This is a genomic window from Streptomyces sp. NPDC093065, from assembly GCF_044754585.1.
Classification (GTDB): Bacteria; Actinomycetota; Actinomycetes; order Streptomycetales; family Streptomycetaceae; genus Streptomyces.
In genome coordinates this window covers 84,319-105,266 of sequence record NZ_JBIVPJ010000017.1, presented here as the reverse complement: position 1 = coordinate 105,266, position 20,948 = coordinate 84,319, and the positions used below count along the sequence as shown (strand labels likewise).

Annotated in this window: 19 protein-coding genes and 1 pseudogene; 6 read left to right on the top strand and 14 right to left on the bottom strand. The window is 73.7% G+C overall.

What is annotated here, in order from left to right; all coding sequences use genetic code 11:
* Positions 1 to 6 precede the first annotated feature (6 nt).
* The 8 genes from ACIQFU_RS26710 to ACIQFU_RS26675 all read right to left on the bottom strand — a co-directional run bounded on the left by ACIQFU_RS26710 (position 7) and on the right by ACIQFU_RS26675 (position 10,014).
* Positions 7 to 1,851, bottom strand: coding sequence for an acetyl/propionyl/methylcrotonyl-CoA carboxylase subunit alpha (locus tag ACIQFU_RS26710; protein WP_402554709.1), 1,845 nt, complete (start codon positions 1,849 to 1,851; stop codon positions 7 to 9).
* An 8-nt stretch (positions 1,852 to 1,859) separates the two neighbouring features.
* Positions 1,860 to 3,458, bottom strand: coding sequence for an acyl-CoA carboxylase subunit beta (locus ACIQFU_RS26705; protein WP_402554708.1), 1,599 nt, complete (start codon positions 3,456 to 3,458; stop codon positions 1,860 to 1,862).
* 31 nt (positions 3,459 to 3,489) lie between these two features.
* On the bottom strand, positions 3,490 to 5,160 hold the full coding sequence (locus ACIQFU_RS26700) for an acyclic terpene utilization AtuA family protein (protein WP_402554707.1): 1,671 nt from the start codon (positions 5,158 to 5,160) through the stop codon (positions 3,490 to 3,492).
* The gene (locus tag ACIQFU_RS26695; protein WP_402554706.1) at positions 5,157 to 5,969 is read right to left on the bottom strand and encodes a TIGR03084 family metal-binding protein; all 813 of its coding nucleotides are present in this window, start codon (positions 5,967 to 5,969) and stop codon (positions 5,157 to 5,159) included. The genes ACIQFU_RS26700 and ACIQFU_RS26695 overlap by 4 nt, the downstream gene beginning before the upstream one ends.
* A gap of 129 nt (positions 5,970 to 6,098) precedes the next feature.
* Positions 6,099 to 7,841 (bottom strand): serine/threonine-protein kinase, encoded by a 1,743-nt coding sequence (locus tag ACIQFU_RS26690; protein ID WP_402554705.1) that lies wholly within the window; start codon positions 7,839 to 7,841, stop codon positions 6,099 to 6,101.
* A 100-nt stretch (positions 7,842 to 7,941) separates the two neighbouring features.
* Entirely contained in the window at positions 7,942 to 8,418 is a 477-nt protein-coding gene (locus tag ACIQFU_RS26685; RefSeq protein ID WP_402554704.1) for a hypothetical protein, read from the bottom strand.
* Positions 8,415 to 8,909, bottom strand: a complete 495-nt coding sequence (locus ACIQFU_RS26680) for a MarR family winged helix-turn-helix transcriptional regulator (RefSeq protein ID WP_402554703.1) — start codon at positions 8,907 to 8,909, stop codon at positions 8,415 to 8,417. The genes ACIQFU_RS26685 and ACIQFU_RS26680 overlap by 4 nt, the downstream gene beginning before the upstream one ends.
* Before the next feature lie 124 nt (positions 8,910 to 9,033).
* Entirely contained in the window at positions 9,034 to 10,014 is a 981-nt protein-coding gene (locus tag ACIQFU_RS26675; RefSeq protein ID WP_402554702.1) for an EamA family transporter, read from the bottom strand.
* A gap of 195 nt (positions 10,015 to 10,209) precedes the next feature.
* On the opposite strand from ACIQFU_RS26675, the gene ACIQFU_RS26670 reads away from it, so the two are divergent.
* Positions 10,210 to 10,662, top strand: a complete 453-nt coding sequence (locus tag ACIQFU_RS26670) for an NUDIX hydrolase (protein WP_402554701.1) — start codon at positions 10,210 to 10,212, stop codon at positions 10,660 to 10,662.
* A gap of 101 nt (positions 10,663 to 10,763) precedes the next feature.
* The gene (locus tag ACIQFU_RS26665) at positions 10,764 to 11,378 is read left to right on the top strand and encodes a dihydrofolate reductase family protein (RefSeq protein WP_402554700.1); all 615 of its coding nucleotides are present in this window, start codon (positions 10,764 to 10,766) and stop codon (positions 11,376 to 11,378) included.
* 23 nt (positions 11,379 to 11,401) lie between these two features.
* Here ACIQFU_RS26665 and ACIQFU_RS26660 read toward each other — a convergent pair whose 3' ends face one another.
* Complete coding sequence (locus ACIQFU_RS26660) at positions 11,402 to 11,929, bottom strand: DinB family protein (RefSeq protein WP_402554699.1); 528 nt, start codon at positions 11,927 to 11,929, stop codon at positions 11,402 to 11,404.
* A gap of 246 nt (positions 11,930 to 12,175) precedes the next feature.
* Between ACIQFU_RS26660 and ACIQFU_RS26655 the strand changes: the two genes are divergently transcribed.
* Entirely contained in the window at positions 12,176 to 12,820 is a 645-nt protein-coding gene (locus ACIQFU_RS26655) for a dihydrofolate reductase family protein (protein WP_402554698.1), read from the top strand.
* 82 nt (positions 12,821 to 12,902) lie between these two features.
* On the opposite strand, the gene ACIQFU_RS26650 is transcribed toward ACIQFU_RS26655, so the two are convergent.
* Both ACIQFU_RS26650 and ACIQFU_RS26645 read right to left on the bottom strand, forming a co-directional pair.
* Positions 12,903 to 14,438 (bottom strand): FG-GAP repeat protein, encoded by a 1,536-nt coding sequence (locus ACIQFU_RS26650; protein ID WP_402554697.1) that lies wholly within the window; start codon positions 14,436 to 14,438, stop codon positions 12,903 to 12,905.
* Positions 14,439 to 14,506: 68 nt separating this feature from the next.
* Positions 14,507 to 14,779, bottom strand: coding sequence for a GntR family transcriptional regulator (locus tag ACIQFU_RS26645; protein ID WP_402554696.1), 273 nt, complete (start codon positions 14,777 to 14,779; stop codon positions 14,507 to 14,509).
* Between the two features lie 184 nt (positions 14,780 to 14,963).
* Between ACIQFU_RS26645 and ACIQFU_RS26640 the strand changes: the two genes are divergently transcribed.
* A complete protein-coding gene (locus ACIQFU_RS26640) occupies positions 14,964 to 15,173 on the top strand; it encodes a hypothetical protein (protein ID WP_402554695.1) in 210 nt (69 codons plus the stop codon).
* A complete protein-coding gene (locus ACIQFU_RS26635; RefSeq protein WP_402554694.1) occupies positions 15,170 to 15,454 on the top strand; it encodes a hypothetical protein in 285 nt (94 codons plus the stop codon). Before ACIQFU_RS26640 ends, ACIQFU_RS26635 begins: the two co-directional genes overlap by 4 nt.
* Positions 15,455 to 15,539: 85 nt before the next feature.
* Here the strand turns inward: ACIQFU_RS26635 and ACIQFU_RS26630 are convergent, their stop codons facing one another.
* Entirely contained in the window at positions 15,540 to 18,392 is a 2,853-nt protein-coding gene (locus ACIQFU_RS26630) for an FAD-binding and (Fe-S)-binding domain-containing protein (protein WP_402554693.1), read from the bottom strand.
* A gap of 110 nt (positions 18,393 to 18,502) precedes the next feature.
* Here ACIQFU_RS26630 and serC point away from each other — a divergent pair, with 110 nt between their 5' ends.
* Positions 18,503 to 19,621 carry a phosphoserine transaminase gene (gene serC / locus ACIQFU_RS26625; RefSeq protein WP_402554692.1) on the top strand — a complete coding sequence of 373 codons (1,119 nt, stop codon included), beginning with the start codon at positions 18,503 to 18,505 and terminating at the stop codon, positions 19,619 to 19,621.
* 76 nt (positions 19,622 to 19,697) lie between these two features.
* On the opposite strand, the gene ACIQFU_RS26620 is transcribed toward serC, so the two are convergent.
* The gene (locus ACIQFU_RS26620; RefSeq protein ID WP_402554691.1) at positions 19,698 to 20,624 is read right to left on the bottom strand and encodes a hypothetical protein; all 927 of its coding nucleotides are present in this window, start codon (positions 20,622 to 20,624) and stop codon (positions 19,698 to 19,700) included.
* 143 nt (positions 20,625 to 20,767) lie between these two features.
* Positions 20,768 to 20,881 (bottom strand): annotated as a pseudogene (locus tag ACIQFU_RS26615) (LuxR C-terminal-related transcriptional regulator); the annotation flags it as partial.
* Positions 20,882 to 20,948: the final 67 nt, after the last annotated feature.

Here is a 20,948-nt window from a genome sequence, read left to right as displayed (position 1 = left end):
CCTGGGTCAGTCGGACTCGACGATCGCCAAGAGGGTGCCCATCTCCACTTGTCGTCCGAGGCCTACCGGGAGCACCGTCAGTTTCCCCGTCACCGGGGCGGTGATCCGGTGTTCCATCTTCATGGCCTCCAGCCACAGGAGGGGCTGGCCCGCCTGGACGGTGGTGCCCTCCGTCAGGCCCTCCGCGACGCGGACGACCGTGCCCGGCATGGGCGCCAGGAGGGAGCCGGGGGCGTGCTGGGCGGTGGGGTCGGGGAAGCGGGGCAGGGCGGTGAGTACGGTCGCGTTGACGTGGATGCGGTCGCCGTAGCGGGCGATGGCGAAGCGGCGTTGTACGCCTTCGGTTTCCAGGACGACCCGGTCGGGGCCGGCGTGGACGACGCGGACGCCCTCGGCGGTGAGACCGGTGCGGGTGTGGTGGTAGCGGACCTCGTGTTCCTCGCCCGCCCCGGCGTAGCGCTTGACCTGCGCCTGCGAGGGCAGGTTGCGCCAGCCGCCGAAGCGGCCCGCGCGGGTGCTCGCGTCGGCCAGGGCGGCGGCCAGGGGGGCGAGGGGGTCGGGAGCCGACCGGGTCAGGCCGGCGAGGTGGCGGTCGTAGAAGCCCGTGTCCATCCGGCCGGACGTGAACTCCTCGTGGCGCAGGGAGCGGACGAGCAGGTCGCGGTTGGTGACCGGGCCGTGGATCTCGGCCCGGTCCAGGGCGCCGGCGAGACGGCGGACGGCCTCCGCGCGCGTGGGGGCGTGGGCGACCGCCTTGGCGAGCATCGGGTCGTAGTGGACGCCGATGTCGTCGCCGTCGGTGTAGCCGGTGTCCAGGCGGATGCCGTCGGGCACGGTGAGGCGGTGCAGGCGGCCGGTCTGCGGGGCCCAGCCGCTCGCCGGGTCCTCGGCGTACAGGCGGGCCTCGACGGCGTGGCCACGCGCGCGTGGCGGGTCGGCCTCCAGGGCGTGGCCCTCCGCGACCCGCAGTTGGAGGGCGACGAGGTCGATGCCGAAGACCGCCTCCGTGACGGGGTGTTCGACCTGGAGGCGGGTGTTCATCTCCAGGAAGTGCGCCCTGCCGTCGGCGACGAGGAACTCGACGGTGCCGGCGCCGGCGTAGTCGACGGCTCGGGCGGCGCGTACGGCGAGGTCGTGGAGTTCGGCGGTGAGTCCGGGGGCCAGACCGGGTGCCGGGGCCTCTTCGATCACCTTCTGGTGGCGGCGCTGGAGGGAGCAGTCGCGGGTGCCGAGCGCCCAGACGGTGCCGTGGGTGTCGGCGAGGATCTGCACCTCGACGTGGCGGCCGTTCTCCAGATAGGGCTCGACGAAGACCTCGCCGTCGCCGAAGGCGCTCGCGGCCTCCGCGCGGGCGGCGGTCAGTTCGGCGTCGAGGTCGGCGAGGTCGCGTACGACGCGCATGCCGCGTCCGCCGCCGCCCGCCGCCGCCTTCACCAGGACCGGCAGGTCGGCCTCGGTGACGTCGGTGAGGGGCGCGATGCCCATGAGTTCCTTGGCGCGGGTCTTGGACGCCATCGCCTCGATGGCCTCGGGCGGCGGCCCGATCCACACCAGGCCCGCGTCCCGTACGGCGCGCGCGAAGCCGGCGTTCTCGGAGAGGAAGCCGTATCCGGGGTGGACGGCGTCGGCTCCGGCGGCGACGGCGGCCTTCACGATCAGGTCGCCGCGCAGGTAGGTGTCGGCGGGGGTCGCGCCCGGCAGGCGTACGGCGGCGTCGGCCTCGCGCGCGTGGAGGGCGTTCTCGTCGGCGTCCGAGTGCACGGCGACGGTGCGGATCCCCCACTCCCGGCAGGTGCGGAAGACGCGACAGGCGATCTCGCCCCGGTTGGCGACGAGTACGGAAGTAATCACGTGGTTCCTCACATCCGGAAGACGCCGAAGCCGCCGCGCGCGCCCTCGTAGGGGGCGGTGTGCACGGCGGACAGGCACAGGCCGAGGACGGTGCGGGTGTCGCGCGGGTCGATGACGCCGTCGTCGTAGAGCCGCCCGGACAGGAACATGGGCAGCGACTCGGACTCGATCTGCTGCTCCACCATGGCGCGCAGGGCGGCGTCGCCCTCGTCGTCGTAGGGCTGTCCCTTCGCGGCGGCGGACTGGCGGGCGACGATGGACAGGACGCCGGCGAGCTGCTGCGGACCCATGACGGCGGACTTGGCGCTGGGCCAGGCGAAGAGGAAGCGGGGGTCGTAGGCGCGGCCGCACATGCCGTAGTGGCCGGCGCCGTAGGAGGCGCCCATGAGCACGGACAGGTGGGGGACGCGGGAGTTGGAGACCGCGTTGATCATCATGGCGCCGTGCTTGATGATGCCGCCCTGTTCGTACTCCTTGCCGACCATGTAGCCGGTGGTGTTGTGCAGGAAGAGCAGCGGGATGTCCCGCTGGTTGGCGAGCTGGATGAACTGGGCGGCCTTCTGCGACTCCTCGCTGAACAGGACCCCTTGGGCGTTGGCGAGGACGCCGACCGGGTAGCCGTGCAGGCTCGCCCAGCCGGTGGTCAGGCTGGTCCCGTACAGGGGCTTGAACTCGTCGAAGTCGGAGGCGTCGACGATCCGGGCGATCACCTCGCGCGGGTCGAAGGGGGTGCGCAGGTCGCCGGGGACGATGCCGAGGAGTTCCCCGGGGTCGTACTTGGGCGGTTCGGCGAGCGGCGGATCGGCGTACGCCTTGCGGTGGTTGAGGCGGGCGACGATCCGGCGGGCCTGGCGCAGCGCGTCGGGCTCGTCGACGGCGAAGTGGTCGGCGAGGCCGGAGGTGCGGGCGTGCATCTCGGCGCCGCCCAGCGACTCGTCGTCGCTCTCCTCGCCGGTGGCCATCTTGACCAGCGGCGGCCCGCCGAGGAAGACCTTGGCGCGCTCCTTGACCATGATGGTGTGGTCGGACATGCCGGGGATGTAGGCGCCCCCGGCCGTCGAGTTGCCGAACACGACGGCGATGGTGGGGATTCCGGCAGCCGAGAGCCGGGTCAGGTCGCGGAAGATCGCCCCGCCCGGGATGAAGATCTCCTTCTGCGAGGGCAGGTCGGCGCCGCCGGACTCGACGAGGCTGATGCAGGGCAGCCGGTTGGCGAGGGCGATGTCGTTGGCGCGCAGGGCCTTCTTCAGCGACCAGGGGTTGCTGGCGCCGCCGCGCACGGTCGGGTCGTTGGCGGTGATCAGGCACTCGACGCCCTCGACGACGCCGATGCCGGTGACGAGGGACGCGCCCACGGCGTACTCACTCCCCCAGGCGGCGAGCGGCGACAGCTCCAGGAAGGGCGTGTCGGGGTCGAGGAGCAGCTCGATGCGCTCGCGGGCCAGCAGCTTGCCGCGCTTCCGGTGCCGGGCGACGTACTTCTCGCCGCCGCCCGCGAGGGCCTTGGCGTGTTCGGCGTCCAGGTCGGCGAGTCTGGCGAGCATGGCCTCGCGGTTGGCCCGGTGGTCGGGGGCGGCCGGGTCCAGGGCGGAGGGCAGGACGGTCACGGCAGGGCCTCCGGGGTGTACGGCGGGACGGTCACAGCAGGCCCTCCGGGATGTCCAGGTGCCGGGCGCGCAGCCATTCGCCGAGCGCCTTGGCCTGCGGGTCGAAGCGGGCCTGCGCGGCGACGCCCTCGCCGAGGATGCCCTCGACGACGAAGTTGAGGGCGCGCAGGTTGGGGAGCTGGTGCCGGGTGACGGGCAGGCCGCGGGCCTCGGGGATCAGCTCGCGGAACCGGTCGGCGGTCAGTTCGTGGGCGAGCCAGCGCCAGGCGTCGTCGGTGCGCGCCCACACGCCGACGTTGGCGTCGCCGCCCTTGTCACCGCTGCGGGCACCGGCGACCAGGCCGAGGGGGGCGCGGGCCACGGGTCCGGGCGGCAGCGGCTCGGGCAGGGGCGGTTCGGGTACGGCGTGGAGTACGGCGGTGTCCCGGGCCGGCGCCACGGCCGTCCGCTGCCCGTCGGGGAGGACGGCGACGTGGTCGACGCTGTCCTGGGGGACGTGGGCGGCCTCGAACACGCCGTAGGGCGCCCCCTTCCCCGGTGGCGCGAGCACGTGGAAGCCGGGGTAGGAGGCGAGGGCCAGCTCGATCGCGGCGCCGCTCAGCGCCCGCCCGACGGCCTGCTGGTCGGCGTCCCGGACGACGAGCCGCAGCAGGGCGCCGGCCGTCTCCTCGGTGGGGGCGTCGGGCCGGTCGGTGCGGACCAGGTCCCAGCGGACGTCGGAGACCTTGCCCAGCACCGGCTCCATCTGGTCCCGTACCAGCGCGGCCTTGGCCTCGACGTCGAGGCCGGTGAGCACGAAGGCGACCTCGTTGCGGAAGCCGCCGAGCCGGTTGAGGCCGACCTTGAGGGTGGGCGGCGGTGCCTCGCCGCGCACGCCCTCGACGCGGACGCGGTCGGGTCCGTCCTGGGTGAGCCGTACGGTGTCGAGCCGGGCGGTGACGTCGGGCCCGGCGTACCGGGCGCCGCCCGTCTCGTACAGCAGTTGCGCGGTGACGGTTCCGACGTCGACGAAGCCGCCGGTTCCGTCGTGCTTGGTGACGACCGAGGTGCCGTCGGCGTGCAGTTCGGCGAGCGGGAAGCCGGGGCGCCGTACGTCGCCGTCCCGGAAGAAGGCGTAGTTGCCGCCGGTGGCCTGCGCCCCGCACTCCAGCAGGTGCCCGGCGACGACCGCGCCCGCGAGCCGGTCGTACTCCGTCGGCCCCCAGCCGAAGTGCGCGGCGGCGGGCCCGGTGACCAGCGCGGCGTCGGTGACGCGGCCCGTGACGACGACGGCCGCGCCGGCCCGCAGGCACTCGGCGATGCCGAAGCCGCCGAGGTAGGCGTGCGCGGCCAGGGCGCCCGGGTGGGCGGCGGTGAGGTCGTCGCCCTCGACGTGCGCGACGCGGACGGGGATGCCGAGGCGGTCGGCCAGGGCGCGTACGGCGTCGGCGAGTCCCGCGGGGTTGAGCCCCCCGGCGTTGGCGACGATGCGCACGCCCCGCTGGTGGGCGAGGCCGAGACACTCCTCCAGTTGGCGCAGGAAGGTGCGGGCGTATCCGGCGCCGGGGTCCTTCAGCCGGTCCCGGCCCAGGATGAGCATGGTCAGCTCGGCGAGGTAGTCGCCGGTGAGGACGTCCAGTTCGCCGCCGGTGAGCATCTCGCGCATGGCGTCGAAGCGGTCGCCGTAGAAGCCGGAGGCGTTGCCGACGCGGAGCACGCTCACCGGGGCTCCCCATTCGCCGGGCGGCCGGCTCCCGGCGGGCGTCCCGCTCCCGGCGGTCCGGCGAAGGCCTGGGCGATGTCCAGCCAGCGGTCGGCGTCCTCGCCCTCGGCGGTGAGGGCGAGGTCGGCGCGGTGGGCGCGCTGGGTGGCGAGCAGGCAGAAGTCGAGCGCCGGGCCGGTGACGCGCTGCGGGGCGTCCTCGGGGCCGTACGTCCACAGGTCGCCGCCGGGGCCGGTGAGTTCGACGCGGAACGGCTCGGCGGGCGGGGTGAGTCCGTGGGCGGCGTGGGCGAAGTCCCGGGCGCGGACGCCGATGCGGGCGACGTGTCGCAGGCGGTCGGTGGGCGGGCGGGACACGCCGAGGGTCGCCGCGACGTCCAGGCCGTGGGCCCAGGTCTCCATCAGGCGGGCGGTGGCCATGGATGCGGTGGCCATGGGCGGGCCGTACCAGGGGAAGCGCGCCCCGGGCGCGGCGCCGCGCAGTGCCTTGTCGAGGGCGGCGCGGCTCTCCCGCCAGGCGGCCAGCAGCTCGGCGGGGGGCTGCCCGGCGCCCTGCTCGGCGGCGTCGTCGATGTACCGGTCGGGTGCGGCGAGGGCCTGCTCGACCAGTGCCCCGAAGCCGTCCGCGTCGGTGACGGCGACCAGGGCGGCCCGGTCGGTCCAGTACAGGTGTGCGATCTGGTGGGCGATCGTCCAGCCGGGCGCCGGGGTGGCCAGCCGCCACTCCTCGGGGCTCAACGCGGCTACCAGCGCGTCGAGTTCCTCGCTCTCCTCGCGCAGGTCGTCGATCACGGGTGTCGGGTCGGACACGGTCGCTCCCCTCGGGCACGGTGGCGTGCGGCGCGGTGTGGTGAGGAGCATGGCAGGGCGGCGATTAACAATCAAGCACGCTTGCATGATTTTCGGCGGCAACTCGACGGCGGGCCGGCGCGGGTCGGCTCAGGCCTTCTCCGCCGGCCAGACGGTCGTGTCCATGGTGATGAAGGCGGATTCCGGCACGGCGGTCGACTTCACCCGGACGACGAGCAGCGCGATGTCCCCGTTGCTCCGCCTGACGCAGATCTCCTGGCCGGCGGAGGCGGCGGCCAGTGGGAGACGGCGGAAGACGTTCTCACCGGTGGTCATCTGGCTGCACTCCTCGTACGTGGCGCCCGGGTCGCCGAACAGCATCGTGAAGACGCTGGTGTCACTCTCCAGGGCGCACAGCGCGTTCACGCACTCGAAGCGGATGTCCCCCTTGCGGTCCTCCCGCATGGTGCCTTTGGTGAGGTTGATCGAGTTGTCGCCGTTCACCAGCAGGGCGCCGTAGGCCCGGGCCCGTGGCGGCGCCGTCCCGGCGGCGGACCCGTCGGACCCTCCGTCCGGCCCTCCGTCCTGCCCTCCGGCCGACGAGTCGGGCCCCGCGGCCGGCGACGCGCTCTCCCCGGCCGCCGCGGACCCTTCCGCCACCGGACGGGGCCTGCCTGACGCGCGGTCGGCCGCCGCCGACGCGGCCGCGTCCCGGGCCCGGTCGATGCCCCGCCCCGCCGCGTCCAGGAGCGCCGACCCCGCCGCGATCACCAGGCCGCACGCGACGACCGCGGCGGCCGAGATCAGCACGGCGTTCCTCCTGCGGCGCCTGCGCTCTTCCGGTCCGGCCGGCCGCTGCTGCGGCGCGACCGGTCCTCCCGGTCCGGCGGCGGCCTGCCAGGGCATCGGGGCGGTCCACGGCGCCGTGTGCGGCGCGGTCGGGCCCGGGACCGCGACCGGGGCCGCGGCGGTCGCCGCTCCCGTGGCCGCGACCGGCGGCGGGACCGTCACCGGTGGCCCGGCGATCTCCCGCCACACAGCGGGCCCGGCGTCCTCCCCGGCGTCCCGGCCCAGCTCCCGGCGGCACCACTCGACGATCTCCGCCGGGGTGGCCCGGTCCCCGGGGTCGGCGGCCAGGCACCGGACGAACAGTCCGCGCAGGCGCTCGGGCAGCTCGGACAGGTCGGGCTCCGAGTGGACGATCCGGTACAGCACGGTGGCCGCCGGACCGTCGCCGTACAGCGGCCTGCCCAGTGCCGCGAACGCGGCCGTCTGCCCGAGCGAGAAGACGTCGCTCGCCGCCGTGGCCTCGCCCCCGGAGGCCTGCTCGGGGGCCATGTACTGGGGCGTGCCGATGGTGGTGCCCGTGGCGGTGTGCGCGGTGCCGTCGGCGGCCAGCGAGATGCCGAAGTCGATGACGCGCGGTCCGTCGGGGGCCAGCAGGACGTTCGCCGGCTTGAGGTCGCGGTGCACGATCCCCGCGCCGTGGACGGCCTGCAGCGCCTCGGCGACCCCCGCCATCAGCCACAGCACCGCGGGCACCGGCAGCGGCCCGCCGCGGGCGACGGCTTCCGACAGGGAGGGGCCCGGCACGTACAGCGTGGCCAGCCAGGGCGGGGCGGCGTCCGGGTCGGCGTCGATCAGTTCGGCGGTGTAGGCGCCCTTCACCTTCCGGGCCGCCTTGATCTCCCGGCCGAAACGCCGCCGGAAGGCCGGGTCGTCGGCCAGCTCCGACCGTACGACCTTCAGGGCCACGGGCCGGCCGCCCCGGGTGTGGGACAGATAGACCCGGCCCATGCCGCCCGCGCCGAGCCGGGCCGCGAGGCGGTAGCCGGCCACCGTGCGCGGATCGTCGTCCTGCAAGGGCTGGAAGACCTCGGCCGTGTGATTCATCGGTTCCCTCCCCATGATCCCGATGAGCTGACCAGGTACGCAGCCTATGTGTTGGGGCCGTCACCGGGCGTCGGGGGGCCGCTCCCGCGCGGCCGCGCGGTCACCCGCCGGTCAGTGCGGCGAACTCGGCGTCGGCGCGCTCGGTGACGAGGGCGAGGACGCGTCCGGCGGCGGCCAGGTCCTCGGCGGGTATCCCGCCCCAGATGCGGGCGCTGACGGGCGCGACCGCCGCACCGACGGCGGCGAGCAGTTCGCGTCCGGCGTCCGTGGCGGGCAGGTGTGCGCCGTCGGCGACGAGCAGCCCCTTGGCCAGCAGTCCGTCGACGACGGTCCGGATGCCGGCCGGGTCGGCCTTGAGGGTGCCGCGCACCTCGGCGACGAGGCGGTCCGCCGTCGGCGGGGTCTGGGCGGTGGCGGCGGCGCGCAGGACCACGTGCTGCCGGAAGCTGACGCCGTGCCGGGCCAGGATCTGCTCCAGCACGCCGCGGGCGGCGTAGTGGGCCAGGCCGAGGGCGCGGGAGTCCGCCGCCGGTGCGTCCGTGGCCGCTGTGGTGGTGGTCGGCGTGGTGGTGGTCATGGCGTTGTCCTCCGGGTGCTCTCGTCGTGCGGTACGGGTGGAGCGAGAGGTGCGTCGAGCAGGGTCGTCAGCTCGTCGGTGAAGGCACGCGTCCGTGCGGCGTCGAGGCCGCCGAGCGGTTCCAGCAGCTGCTGGAGCAGCTCCCGGACCACCGTGACGGCCTCCCGCGTGACGGACTCGCCCCGTTCGGTGAGGGCGAGCTGCACGGCCCGCGGGTCGCGGGGGTCCCGGGTGCGCTCGATCAGCCCGGCCGCCTCCAGCGCCCGCGCCAGCTTCGAGACGTACAGCGCCTCCAGGCCCGTGTGGTCGGCGAGCCGGCGCTGGCTGGGCCGCTCACCGGCGCGCTGCATGCCGTACAGCGAGGCGACCACCGAGTACTGGGCGTGGGTGAGGCCCAGGGGAGCCACCGCGCGATCGACCGCGACCCGCCATTTGTTGGCGAGCCGCCACACGAGGAAGCCGGGGGTCGCGTGCCGTGAAGCCTTGCTCATGGAAATACCGTACATGGCTACTATGTACATGGCTACTAAATTGCCAGCCGGAGGGGAACGGCGACCGCGCCGGACCCGTCGACGGACGGTGGGCGGCACCCACGCCTCCGTCGACGGTCGACGCCTAGGACGGCTCGGGAAGCGCCTTCGCCCGCCGCCGCCCCACCTGGGTCCGCACCGCGCCCATGCTCGCCGCGACGACCAGGGCGATGGCGGCGGACTGGGTGGCGGACAGGGCCTGGTCGAGGATGAGGAAACCGGCCGCCGCGGCGATGGCGGGCTCCAGGCTCATCAGGACGGCGAAGGTCGGCGCGGGCAGGCGGCGCAGGGCGAGGAGCTCAAGGGTGTAGGGCAGGACCGAGGAGAGCAGGGCGACCCCGGCACCCAGCCCGAGCGTCACCGGGTCGACCAGCTTCGCCCCCGACTCGACGACGCCCAGCGGCAGGAACAGCAGCGCCCCGACCGCCATCGCCAGGGCCAGCCCGTCGGCCTGCGGGAAGCGGCGTCCGGTGCGGGCGCTGAAGACGATGTACGCCGCCCACATCGCGCCCGCCGCCAGGGCGAAGCCGGCACCGGCCGGGTCCAGGCCCTCGAAGCCGCCGCCGCTCAGCAGGAAGACGCCGGCCAGGGCGAGCGCGGCCCAGACCAGGTTGACCGCGCGGCGGGAGGCGAACACGGACAGGGCGAGCGGGCCGAGCACCTCCAGGGTGACGGCGGGACCGAGCGGGATGCGGTCGACGGCCTGGTAGAAGAGGCCGTTCATACCGGCCATGGCGATACCGAAGACGACGACCGTGCCCCAGTCGGCCCGGGAGTGGCCGCGCAGCCGGGGCCGGCAGACCAGGAGCATGACGACGGCGGCCACGGCCAGCCGCAGGGTCACCACTCCGAGCGCCCCGGCCCGCGGCATCAGACTCACCGCCAGCGCGGCACCGAACTGCACGGAGATCCCACCGGCGAGGACCAGACCGACCGGCCCGAGCGAGCCCCACCGGCCGTCGCCCCGCACGGCGTCGGAGGTGGCCACGGCTGCTGCCGCTGGTACGTCCGCGGGTGCGGCGACGGCCGGGGACGGGGTGCCGGGGTTGGCGCTGGGGGTGCTCACGGAGGCTCCGGGACGGGGTGCGGATGGACGTCGTTCAGTACGCTGCACTGCGCAGTCCAGAGTAATGGACTCTGTCAGGCACGTAACTCTTTTACGCAACTGTCGGGGCCGGGGCGCTCGCCTGTCAACGCACGTCCGCCAGGCGAGCGGGACCGCCCGTCCCCGGCCGGGGAGCGACCGGGTACCGTCCGCCGTGTGAGACGACTCCTGACCCGCCTCTGGCGCCTGCTGCGCCCCGTGCAGAGCCGCGTGATGTGGCTGGTGAACGCCAAGTTCGTGGTCGGCGTGACCGGCGTCGTGCGGGACGACGAGGGGCGGGTCCTGATGCTGAAGCACCGGATGTGGGCCCCGGGCCGCCAGTGGGGCCTGCCGAGCGGTTTCGCGCACAAGGGCGAGGACTTCCGGCAGACCGTGGTCCGCGAGGTCAGGGAGGAGACCGGCCTCGACGTGGAGGTGGGCCGGCTGGTCATGCTGAACAGCGGCCTGCGCACCCGCCTGGAGGTGGCGTTCGAGGCCCGCCTGCTGGGCGGCGAGCTGCGCCTGGACCCCTTCGAGATCCTGGAGGCCCGCTGGTGCCGCCCGGACGACCTCCCCGAGGAGGTCCAGCCGGTGTGCCGGCCGCTGGTGCGGGGCGAGACGACGCCCTGAGCGGCGATCAGGAGGAGGGTGTCGAAAACGCGGGCCCCCGATCGACGTGGAAGTGAAGGCAGGACGACGACCCCTGCACCCACGACCCCCGGGAGTCCCTCATGACCGTCACCGCCGACATGGCCATCACTCTCGACGGCTGCGTCGCCGGCCCGAACGTCACCCTGGACAACCCGGGCGGCGACGGCGGCGAGCCGATCTTCGACTGGATCCACACCCTGGCGAGCTGGCGGGAGCGCCAGGGCCTGACCGGCGGGGACGAGAACCGCGACTCGGAGCTGGTCCGGGAGTGGTTCGACGCCACCGGCGCGGTCGTCATGGGCCGGATGATGTACGACACGGGCGAGGAGTTCTGGGGCGACGACCCGCCCTTCCGCACCCCGGTCTTCGTCCTGACCAGCCGCCCCCGCCCCACCCTGGTGAAGGAGGGCGGCACCAGTTTCACGTTCGTCACCGACGGCATCCACAGCGCCCTGGAGCAGGCGAAGGCCGCGGCCGGGGACCGGAACGTGGACATCGGGGGCGGCGCGAGCACCGTACGGCAGTACCTCGCGGCGGGACTCGTCGACGAGCTGCAGCTGCACGTGGTGCCCGTGCTGCTCGGGGACGGGCTGCGGCTCTTCGAGGGGGCGGGGGCGGGCCGGCGCGACCTCGAACAGGTCGGGGTCGTCCGGACACCCCTGGCCACCCACCTGAAGTACCGCTTCGCGAAGTGACCCGGCCGGACGCCGCCGGTCGGTCAGCCCATGCTCTTCGCGCCGTCCAGGGACTCCCGGATGATGTCGGCGTGACCGGCGTGCTGGGCCGTCTCGGCGATGATGTGCAGCAGCACCCGGCGCGCCGACCACTCGGCGCCGGCCTCGAACCACGGCGCCTTCGGCAGCGGCTGCGCAGCCCCCAGGTCGGGCAGGGTGGCGATCAGCTCCTCGGTCCGGCGGGCCACCTCGGCGTAGTCCTCCAGCACGCCGGCCAGCGTCTCGCCGGGCAGCATCTTGAACTCGTCGGCCCGACGGGCCCAGTCCGACTCGGTCATGGCCGTGAAGTCGCCCATCGCGGAGGGGCCGTTCACGATGAAGCCGGTCCAGTTCCGCTCGGCCGCGGCCGTGTGCTTGATCAGGCCGCCCAGACATAGCTCGCTGACGGTGGTCCGGAGCCCGGCCTGCTCGTCGGTGAGGTCACGGGTGGTGAAGCGCAGGAAGTGCCGGTGCTTGGCCAGCATCTCCAACAGGTCGGCGCGCTCGCCGGTGATCGGCTCGGTGGTGGTCATGGTCTCCGCCTTCCGGGGCTCCTGCTCCGTCGGTCGAGGACCACGCTAGGAGTCATCTGGGTCAAGGCATGTCCTAGATCGCCGCCCTTCCGGAAACGGCCGGGAAGGGATGAGGCGGCCGAAGTGGCTGAAGCCCACGAAGCGGCCGAAGAACGGGCCCGGCGGCGTCCGTGTGGAGTGCGTGCTCCCGCCCGGCCGGTCCACCGCTCGTCAAGTGATCAGAAAGCGCGAGGCAGAAGGAACGACATGAGCCAATTGCTGCGGGTCCAGAACTTCACTGTTTCGAGCGACGGTTTCGGCGCCGGGGAGGGCCAGAGCCTTGAGAAGCCGTTCGGCCACGCCGACCCCGGGAAACTGCTCGCCTGGGCCTTCGCCACCGACCACCCGCCCGTCGGCCGCTCCGGGGCGGGCAGCCGCGGGCTGGACGACTACTTCACACGGGACTACGGCCGCAACATCGGTGCCGAGATCATGGGCCGCAACAAGTTCGGGCCGCAGCGCGGGCCCTGGCAGGATCACGAGTGGCAGGGGTGGTGGGGTGACGAGCCCCCGTTCCACACGCCGGTGTTCGTCATGACGCACCACAAGCGCCCTTCGTTCACGCTCTCCGACACCACGTTCCACTTCGTCGACGGCGACCCGGCCGCGGTGCTCGCACGGGCGAAGGAGTCGGCGCGGGGCCGGGACGTGCGGCTCGGCGGTGGGGCCACGGTCATCCGGCAGTTCCTCGACGCCGGCCTGGTCGACACCCTGCACGTGGCGGTCGCGCCGACGAAGCTCGGCTCCGGGGCCCGGCTCTGGGAGTCCCCCGACGAGCTGCTCGACGGGTTCCACCGGGAGGTCGTGCCCAGCCCGAGCGGTGTGACGCACCACCTGTTCTGGCGGAAGTGAGGCCGGACCGGCCGGCCCACGCGGCTTCCGCCACCGGCGCCCGCGGCGCTCCGGCCGGATCGGCGACGCGCGGAGCACGGGGCTAGTGGGCGATCTCCCCACCGCCCATCAGCAGCCCCAGCCCCTCGGTGTCGTCGAAGGTGTCTCCGGACAGCCGGGTGACACCCGCGGTGGAGGGGCCGTCGGCGGTGCCCCGCAGGACGTACGCGACGCCGTCGACCGTGTCGCTGCCCGGCGCGGTCACCACCAGGTCGGCGCGGCCGTCGCCGTCCAGGTCGGTGAGGCCCACGGCGGCGCCGAAGTCGGCGTCACCGCCCGGGGCGGCGCCGAGGTCGTCCCCGTCGAACAACCGGGCGCCCTCGCCGCTGAGCCCGTCCGGCCCACCCGCCAGGAACAGCACCTGCTCGGGCCCCGACTGCCCGTACACGTCCCACCGGGCAGCCCCGGCGACCACGTCCGCGTACCCGTCTCCGTCGACGTCCCCGGTGTCCAGGGCGCCGAAGACGGCGTCCTCGTCCTGGGGCTCCTCGCCGGGCACGCCGGGGGTGTCCCGGTCGACGGTCGTCGTCGCCCGGCGCTTCCCCGGCCCGGCCTTCGACCCGTAGACCACCGTCACCGAACTGCGGCTCGCGTCACCGCCCCGCGGGCTGAGGACCAGGTCGTCGACGCCGTCCCCGTCCACGTCGCCGATCGCTCCCTCGCCCGCGTCGGGGAGCCGCGTGCCCTCGGGCTGCGTGAAGCCGTCCCGGCCGCCGCGCAGGTAACTCACCGGCCGGTTCAGGTCGGCCCAGGGCGCCTCGGGGTCCGGGTCGGCCTCGTGGAAGCTCACCAGGTCGTCGGCGCCGTCGCCGTCGAGGTCCCCGGCGACGAGGTCGCCGTAGTTCGCGTTGCCGACGTCGGGGGCGGGCCGGCGCGGGGCGGGGACGCGGCCGGTCCCGGCGGGCGTGCCGTCGCGCCCGAAGGGTCCCTTGAGCAGCCCCTTGTCGGAGCCGAGCCCGAAGACCAGGTCGGGGTGGCCGTCCCCGTCGAAGTCTCCGGCGACGAGCTGCTCGTCCAGGATCGGGTCGTTGTCCCAGGCGACGTGGCTGACGTCCGTGCCGGGTACCCGGGCGGCGCGCTTCAGCCCGTCCTCGGACCCCCACACGATGATCACGCTCGGCTTCCAGTCGAAGACGGAGGCGGCGAGGTCGGTGTACCCGTCCCCGTCGAGGTCGCGGGCCACGACGTCGCTCCCGAAGAAGGCCTCGTCGCGGTTGCTGCCCGGTATCCCGGCGTCGTCCTGCGTCAGGTACTGGCACCGGGCGATCCCCGTCCCGTCCCCCGCCCCGTACGCGACCTCGACACTCCCCCCGCCGGCCCCGCCCGCCACGCTTCCTCCCGACCCGAGGGCCAGGTCGGGATTCCCGTCCCCGTCGAAGTCGGCGGCGCCTTCCGCAGCGGCCCGGTCGGATGCCGGCGCCGCGGTGCCGCGGGCGCCGCCGGTCCCGCAGCCGTACGGCGCGGCGATGTCCGCCACCCCGTCGTCGGCGATCACCATGCCCACCGCGACCGCCAGCGCGACGACGGCCGCACCGCCCCCGATCACCCAGGGCCGCTTGTGGACCCGTCGCCGCGCCACTTCTGCTGCCCGATCACCCGAACCGTCCATAAGAACGATCACGCGACGACGGCGCCACACGGTTCCGATCAGGCACCCGAGGCCGGGGCGCCGTCTTCCGTCGCTTGCGGCCGAGGGGCAACGAAAGAGCCGAGGCCGACTTCCGCGCGGATCAGCCCTTCCCTTTTCAGGTGGGCCAACGCCTTCTGAGCGGTCGACGCCGCAATGGCGAATTCGGCCGACAACTCGACCACCGACGGAACCCGGGCATCAACCGGATAGGTACCGTCCGCGATACGCGCCTCAATGGCAGCGGCGACCTGCCGCCAGACGGGCCGGGTGCGATCGAGCTCGGAAGTCATGCGGTGGACGCTAAAACCCTGCGGTAGACCGCGCGACCGCGGTAGACTGCGGTAGACCGAGAACCTCCAGGCTGAAGACCCCCGCGACGGGTGGAGCCGTCCGGGGGCATGGCCACCAGCCAAACCCAACGGAGCTGATGACATGCCCGAGCCTATCGATCGCCTCATCACATGGGTGAGCCTGTTGCCCAAACCCCGAGGCACCCACCGCCGCACCGGCCCACGCCCGGACGCCCGCACCGCAACGCCTCCTCCGTCCGCCACCGGCACGATCCCCCTCCCCTCCCACCGCAGCCCCTACGGCCTGCCCACCGTCCTCGACGGCACCGAGACCGTGGCCGTCCGCCCGTACCTCCTCGCGAGCGCGCTGTACGAGCTGGAGGCGGTGGCATGACGACACCCCGCGAGCCACGCCTGCTCCCCTGGTCCGGCCCCGAGGGCAAGCCCTGCTACCTGGTCACGGACGACAAGGGCGGACCCGTCTCCCGGCTGGCCGACACGACCGAGGTCACCCAACTCGGCATGGGCGCAGAGCTGCTCGCCCACGCCCACGACCTCCTCCCCCGCGCCCCGCACGGCGAACTCCGCTACCTCGCCGAGCGCCTCACCGAGGCCCTCGCGGACGCGCTACGGGTGGCCGAGAGCCGGGGCCGGAGACTGAACGGGCTCAATTGAGCGGCCCGGGGACACCCGGGGCGGTTCTGTGAGCGCTTCTCAGAACCGCCCCCCGTCCCGCCGGGCCGACGCCTCCGCCAACTCCTCACTCCAGCCCCTCCGCCAGCACCTCCGCCAGATGCCGCCCCCGCACCCCCGCCAGCTGCTCCAACTGCGTCCGGCACGAGAAGCCGTCCGCCAGGACCACCGCCCCGTCCGGTGCCTCGCGCACCGCCGGGAGCAGCTGGTCCTCCGCGCAGGCGGCCGACACCTCGTAGTGGCCGTCCTCGAAGCCGAAGTTGCCCGCGAGGCCGCAGCAGCCGCCGCTCAGCTCACCGGTCAGGCCCGCAGCCTCGCGCAGCCGGCGGTCGGCCGCGTCGCCCAGGACCGCGTGCTGGTGGCAGTGGGTCTGGCCGGTGACCGGACGGTCGAGCGCGGGCGGCGTCCAGTCCGGGGCATGGCGCTCCAACGCCTCCGCGAAGGTCAGCACACGCGCCGCGAGCCGGGCCGCGCGCGGGTCGTCGTGCAGCAGCTCGGGCAGGTCCGTGCGCAGGGCGGCGGCACAGCTCGGCTCCAGGACGACGACCGGGGCGGGCGTCTCCAGCACCGGGGCCATCAGGTCGAGCGTGCGGCGCATCACCGTGCGGGCGCGGTCCAGTTGGCCCGTGGAGACGTAGGTCAGACCGCAGCAGACCCGTCCCCGGCGGGCCGTCAGCAGCGTCAGAGCCGACCTCGACGTACCGTCCCCGACCACGGCCCGCCCCCGCAGCGTCGGCGGCAGCGCCACCCGCAGCCCCGCCGCCTCCAGCACCCGTACGGCCGCCCGGCCGACGGAGGGCGAGAGGTGCTCGGTGAAGGTGTCGGGCCACAGGACGACCAGGTCGCCGTCACCGAGCGCTCCCCGGCGCCGCCCCCGCCACCACCTGCTGAACGTCTCCCCCGCCAGCCGCGGCACCTCCCGCTCCCCCGCGATCCCGCCCAGCCGTTTCGCCACCGCGGCCAACGGCCGGACGGAAGCGAGGGCGTTGACGACCGGGGCCACCCGCGCCCGCGACGCCCAGCGCAGCCACACCGGCAGCCACCCCATCGCGTAGTGGGCGGCCGGACGGCGGCGCCCCGCGTAGTGGTGGTGCAGGAACTCCGCCTTGTACGTGGCCATGTCGACCTCGACCGGGCAGTCGGAGCGGCAGCCCTTGCAGGACAGGCACAGGTCCAGGGCGTCCCGGACCTCCGCGGACCGCCAGCCGTCCGTCACCAGCTCCCCGGCGAGCATCTCGTGCAGCAGGCGGGCCCGTCCGCGCGTGGAGTGCGCCTCGTCCCCCGTCGCGCGGAACGACGGACACATCACGCCCGACCCGGACACCGACGTCGTACGGCACTTGGCGACACCCACGCAGCGCCGCACCGCCGCCGAGAAGTCCCCGCCGTCGGACGGGTAGCCGAACTCCACGTCCACCGGTTCGCGCGGCAGGACGGAGAAGCGCAGGTTCGCGTCCAGCGGGGCCGGGCGGACCAGCATGCCGGGGTTGAGGAGGTCGTCCGGGTCCCAGACCGCCTTCGCGCGCTCGAACAGCGCGACCGTCTCCTCCCCGTACATCCTCGGCAGCAGCTCCGCCCGCGCCTGCCCGTCCCCGTGCTCCCCGGACAACGAACCCCCGTGTGCCACGACCACGTCCGCCAGCTCCTCCGAGAAGCGGCGGAAACGCGCGATCCCCGCGTCCGTCAGCAGGTCGAAGTCGATGCGTACGTGGATGCAGCCGTCGCCGAAGTGCCCGTACGGCGTGCCGCGCAGCTCGTGGGCGGTGAGCAGGCGCCGGAAGTCGCGCAGGTAGGCGCCGAGCCGGGCCGGGGGCACCGCGCAGTCCTCCCACCCCGGCCACGCCTCCGCCCCGTCCGGCATCCGCGTCGCCGTACCGCTCGCGTCCTCCCGGACCCGCCACAGCGTCCGCTGCCCGGCCGGGTCGGTGACGACGAGGGCGTCCACGACGTCCGCCGCCCGCACGACCGCCTCCGCCCGCGCCCGTGCCTCCCCCTCCGTGTCGCCGCCCGTCTCCACGAACAGCCAGGCCCCGCCCCTCGGCAGCCCCTCCGTGGACGGCACCAGGTCCACCGCCATGCCCTCCACCGTCAGCGGCCCGAGGGGCAGCAACCCGGCCGCCGCCTCCGCCGCCCCCGCCTCGTCGGCGTAGCCCAGCACCGCCAGCGCACGCGCGCGCGGCGGCTCGACCAGCCGTACCACCGCCTCGGTCAGTACGCCGAGCGTGCCCTCCGAGCCGCAGAAGGAGCGGGCCACGTCCGCGCCCCGCTCCGGCAGCAGGGCGTCCAGCGCGTAGCCGGAGATGCGGCGCGGGAGATCGGGGAACCCGGTGCGCAGGCGCGCCAAGTCACCGTCCACCAGCTCACGCAGCCCCTCCGGCGCCCCGGCCCACTCCCGCCCGAGCCGCAGCCGCCGCCCGCGCGCGGTGAGCACGGACAGCTCACGCACGCTGTCGGCCGTCGTGCCCCAGGCCACCGAGTGCGAGCCGCAGGAGTTGTTGCCGATCATGCCGCCGAGCGTGCAGCGGGCGTGGGTCGAGGGGTCGGGCCCGAAACGCAGCCCGTGCGGCGCGGCGGCCTCCTGGAGGCGGTCGAGGACGAGCCCCGGCTGGACGACGGCCGTACGCGCCTCCGGGTCGAGACCGACCAGCCGGTTCATGTGCCGCGTGAAGTCCAGCACCACGCCCGTGCCCGTCGCCTGCCCGGCGATCGACGTGCCGCCGCCCCGCGCCACGACCGGCACCCCGCGCTCCCGGCACACCTCCAGCACGGCCGCCACGTCGTCGGCGTCCCTCGGCGCCACCACCCCGAGCGGGACCCGCCGGTAGTTCGAGGCGTCCATGGTGGTCAACGCCCGGGAGGTGACGTCGAACCCGACCTCGCCGCGGACGGCCCTGCGCAGTGCTGCCTCCAGATCGGTCATGCCTCCAGCATGGGCTCTCGTAGCTCCGCACAGGTCCGCCGGACGGAGATCTCGTCTCATCGGACGGACATGGCTTCGCCCGGTTTGGCCGACGGGATACCCTCCGGCACGTGGCTGAGATCCAGATTCCTGCTGACATGAAGCCCGCCGACGGTCGATTCGGCGCGGGTCCCTCCAAGGTGCGGGTTCAGGCGCTGGACGCCCTGGCCGCCACCGGTACGTCTCTGCTCGGCACCTCTCACCGCCAGGCCCCCGTCAAGAACCTGGTCGGCAAGGTCCGTGAGGGCATCTCCGACCTGTTCCGGCTCCCCGACGGCTACGAGGTGGTCCTCGGCAACGGCGGCTCCACCGCGTTCTGGGACGTCGCGACGCACGGACTGATCGAGAACAAGTCGCAGCACCTGAGCTTCGGCGAGTTCTCCTCCAAGTTCGCCAAGGCCGCGAAGCTCGCCCCGTGGCTGGCCGAGCCGACCGTCGTCTCCTCCGACCCGGGCACGCACCCCGAGGCGCGCGCCGAGGCCGGCGTGGACGTGTACGGCCTCACGCACAACGAGACCTCCACCGGTGTCGCCATGCCGATCAAGCGCGTGGCCGGTGCCGACGAGGGCGCCCTCGTGCTGGTCGACGCGACGTCCGGCGCGGGCGGCCTCCCGGTGGACATCGCCGAGACCGACGTCTACTACTTCGCCCCGCAGAAGTCCTTCGCCTCCGACGGCGGCCTGTGGATCGGCGTCTTCTCCCCGGCCGCGATCGAGCGCGCCGAGCGGGTGCACGCGTCCGGCCGCCACGTCCCGGAGTTCTTCTCGCTGCCGACGGCGATCGACAACTCCCGCAAGAACCAGACGTACAACACCCCGGCCCTCGCCACGCTCTTCCTCCTCGGCGAGCAGCTGGACTGGATGAACGGCCAGGGCGGCCTGGACTTCACCACCGGCCGCACCAAGGACTCCTCGACCCGCCTGTACACGTGGGCCGACGAGTCGAAGTACGCCACCCCGTTCGTCTCCGACCCGGCCAAGCGCTCGCAGGTCATCGGCACGATCGACTTCTCCGACGACATCGACGCCGCCGCCGTCGCCAAGGTGCTGCGCGCCAACGGCGTCGTCGACACCGAGCCCTACCGCAAGCTCGGCCGCAACCAGCTCCGCGTCGCGATGTTCCCGGCGATCGACCCGTCGGACGTCGAGGCGCTGACCAAGTGCGTCGACTACGTCATCGAGAAGCTGTAGTCACACCTCGCCGTACGACGACGGAGGGCGCCCGACGGATCATCCGCCGGGCGCCCTCCGCGCATCCGTGGAGTCTCTACTCCCCGTCGAACAGCTCCTCGGCGCGCACCGCGCTCAGGGAGCGGTCGAGCCAGGTCCCCAGCACGTCGAGATCGGTACAGTCGGTGACCCGCTCCCGAACAGAGTCGGACACCTCGACACCCCGCACCTCGAGAATGCGCAGAATGTCCTCCGCCTTACCTTTGGCCCGGCCTTCAAGCCAGGACTCCTCGACGATCGTGTTGCTGCCCGGAAAGTTCGGGGTGTAAGTGGCCATCAGATGCCTCCAATAGTCACGACCCGGGCCCTCGCCCAGACCGATTTCGACGATCTCCGCCCAGTCCACACGGTCCACGTCCCCGCCTTCGTCCGTCTCTCCGGTGCCCCTGGATCCGGACTTCTCGGCATCGTCCGCCACTCCTGACGCCAGCGCGTCCAGTATCGCAGTCAGTCCCGGATCCTTGGCGTGGGCGAGCGCGGAGAAGACAGCGACGCCCAAGTCCTTGGCCGCCTCATCCGCCTCAGTGATCACGGGCAGGACGCCTGGCCCCAGTACCAGCGGGAAGACGACCATGCTCGTGTGGAAACCGCGACCGACACGGATCGGTTCGGCCGCCCAGGCCGCGGTCGCCTTGTCCTTGCACACCACCAGGAGGAACGGCGGCAACCGGTACTTGGCGTACATGTGGGCCAAGTAGTAGGTCCAACTGCTGTGCTTGTCCGGGTCCGGCTTGCCCTGCGACTCGACGGCGAGCACGAAGCCGCCCTCCTCGCCGGGCACCCGCACCCGGAACACGCTGTCCACTCGGCGCTCAAGCGGCCTGATCTCGGTGAGATCGGTGTCCAGGGGCTCGATGGCGGTGTGCTCCGGAAACACGACGCCCGCCCGCGGCAACAGCCGGGCGAACAGCCCCGGATCCACCCGGAAGATCCGGTGCAGGGCTTCATGCGGTGAACTGACCACGCGACGGAACGTAATCGGATGAGCACATCAGGCGCGGGGGATTCAGATCGGCCTCAGCCGTACGAGTGAACATGCCAGTGGCCTATGCCCTGCCCGGCCGTCTGGTCGGAAGCACGACACACCCTGCCCTGGGCCCTGCGGGATCAGACCAGCCCCGCCCCGATGGCACGGCGTACTGCGGCTGCCCGGTCGCGGATGTGCGCTTTGGCGAACAGGTTGTCGATGTGCGTCTTGACCGTGGCCTCGCTGGTGAAGAGCGAGTTCGGGCTCCAGCGCATCCTGGACGGGCTGGAGGTGCTGGTGGCCGCACGCCGCGCGGCGGAG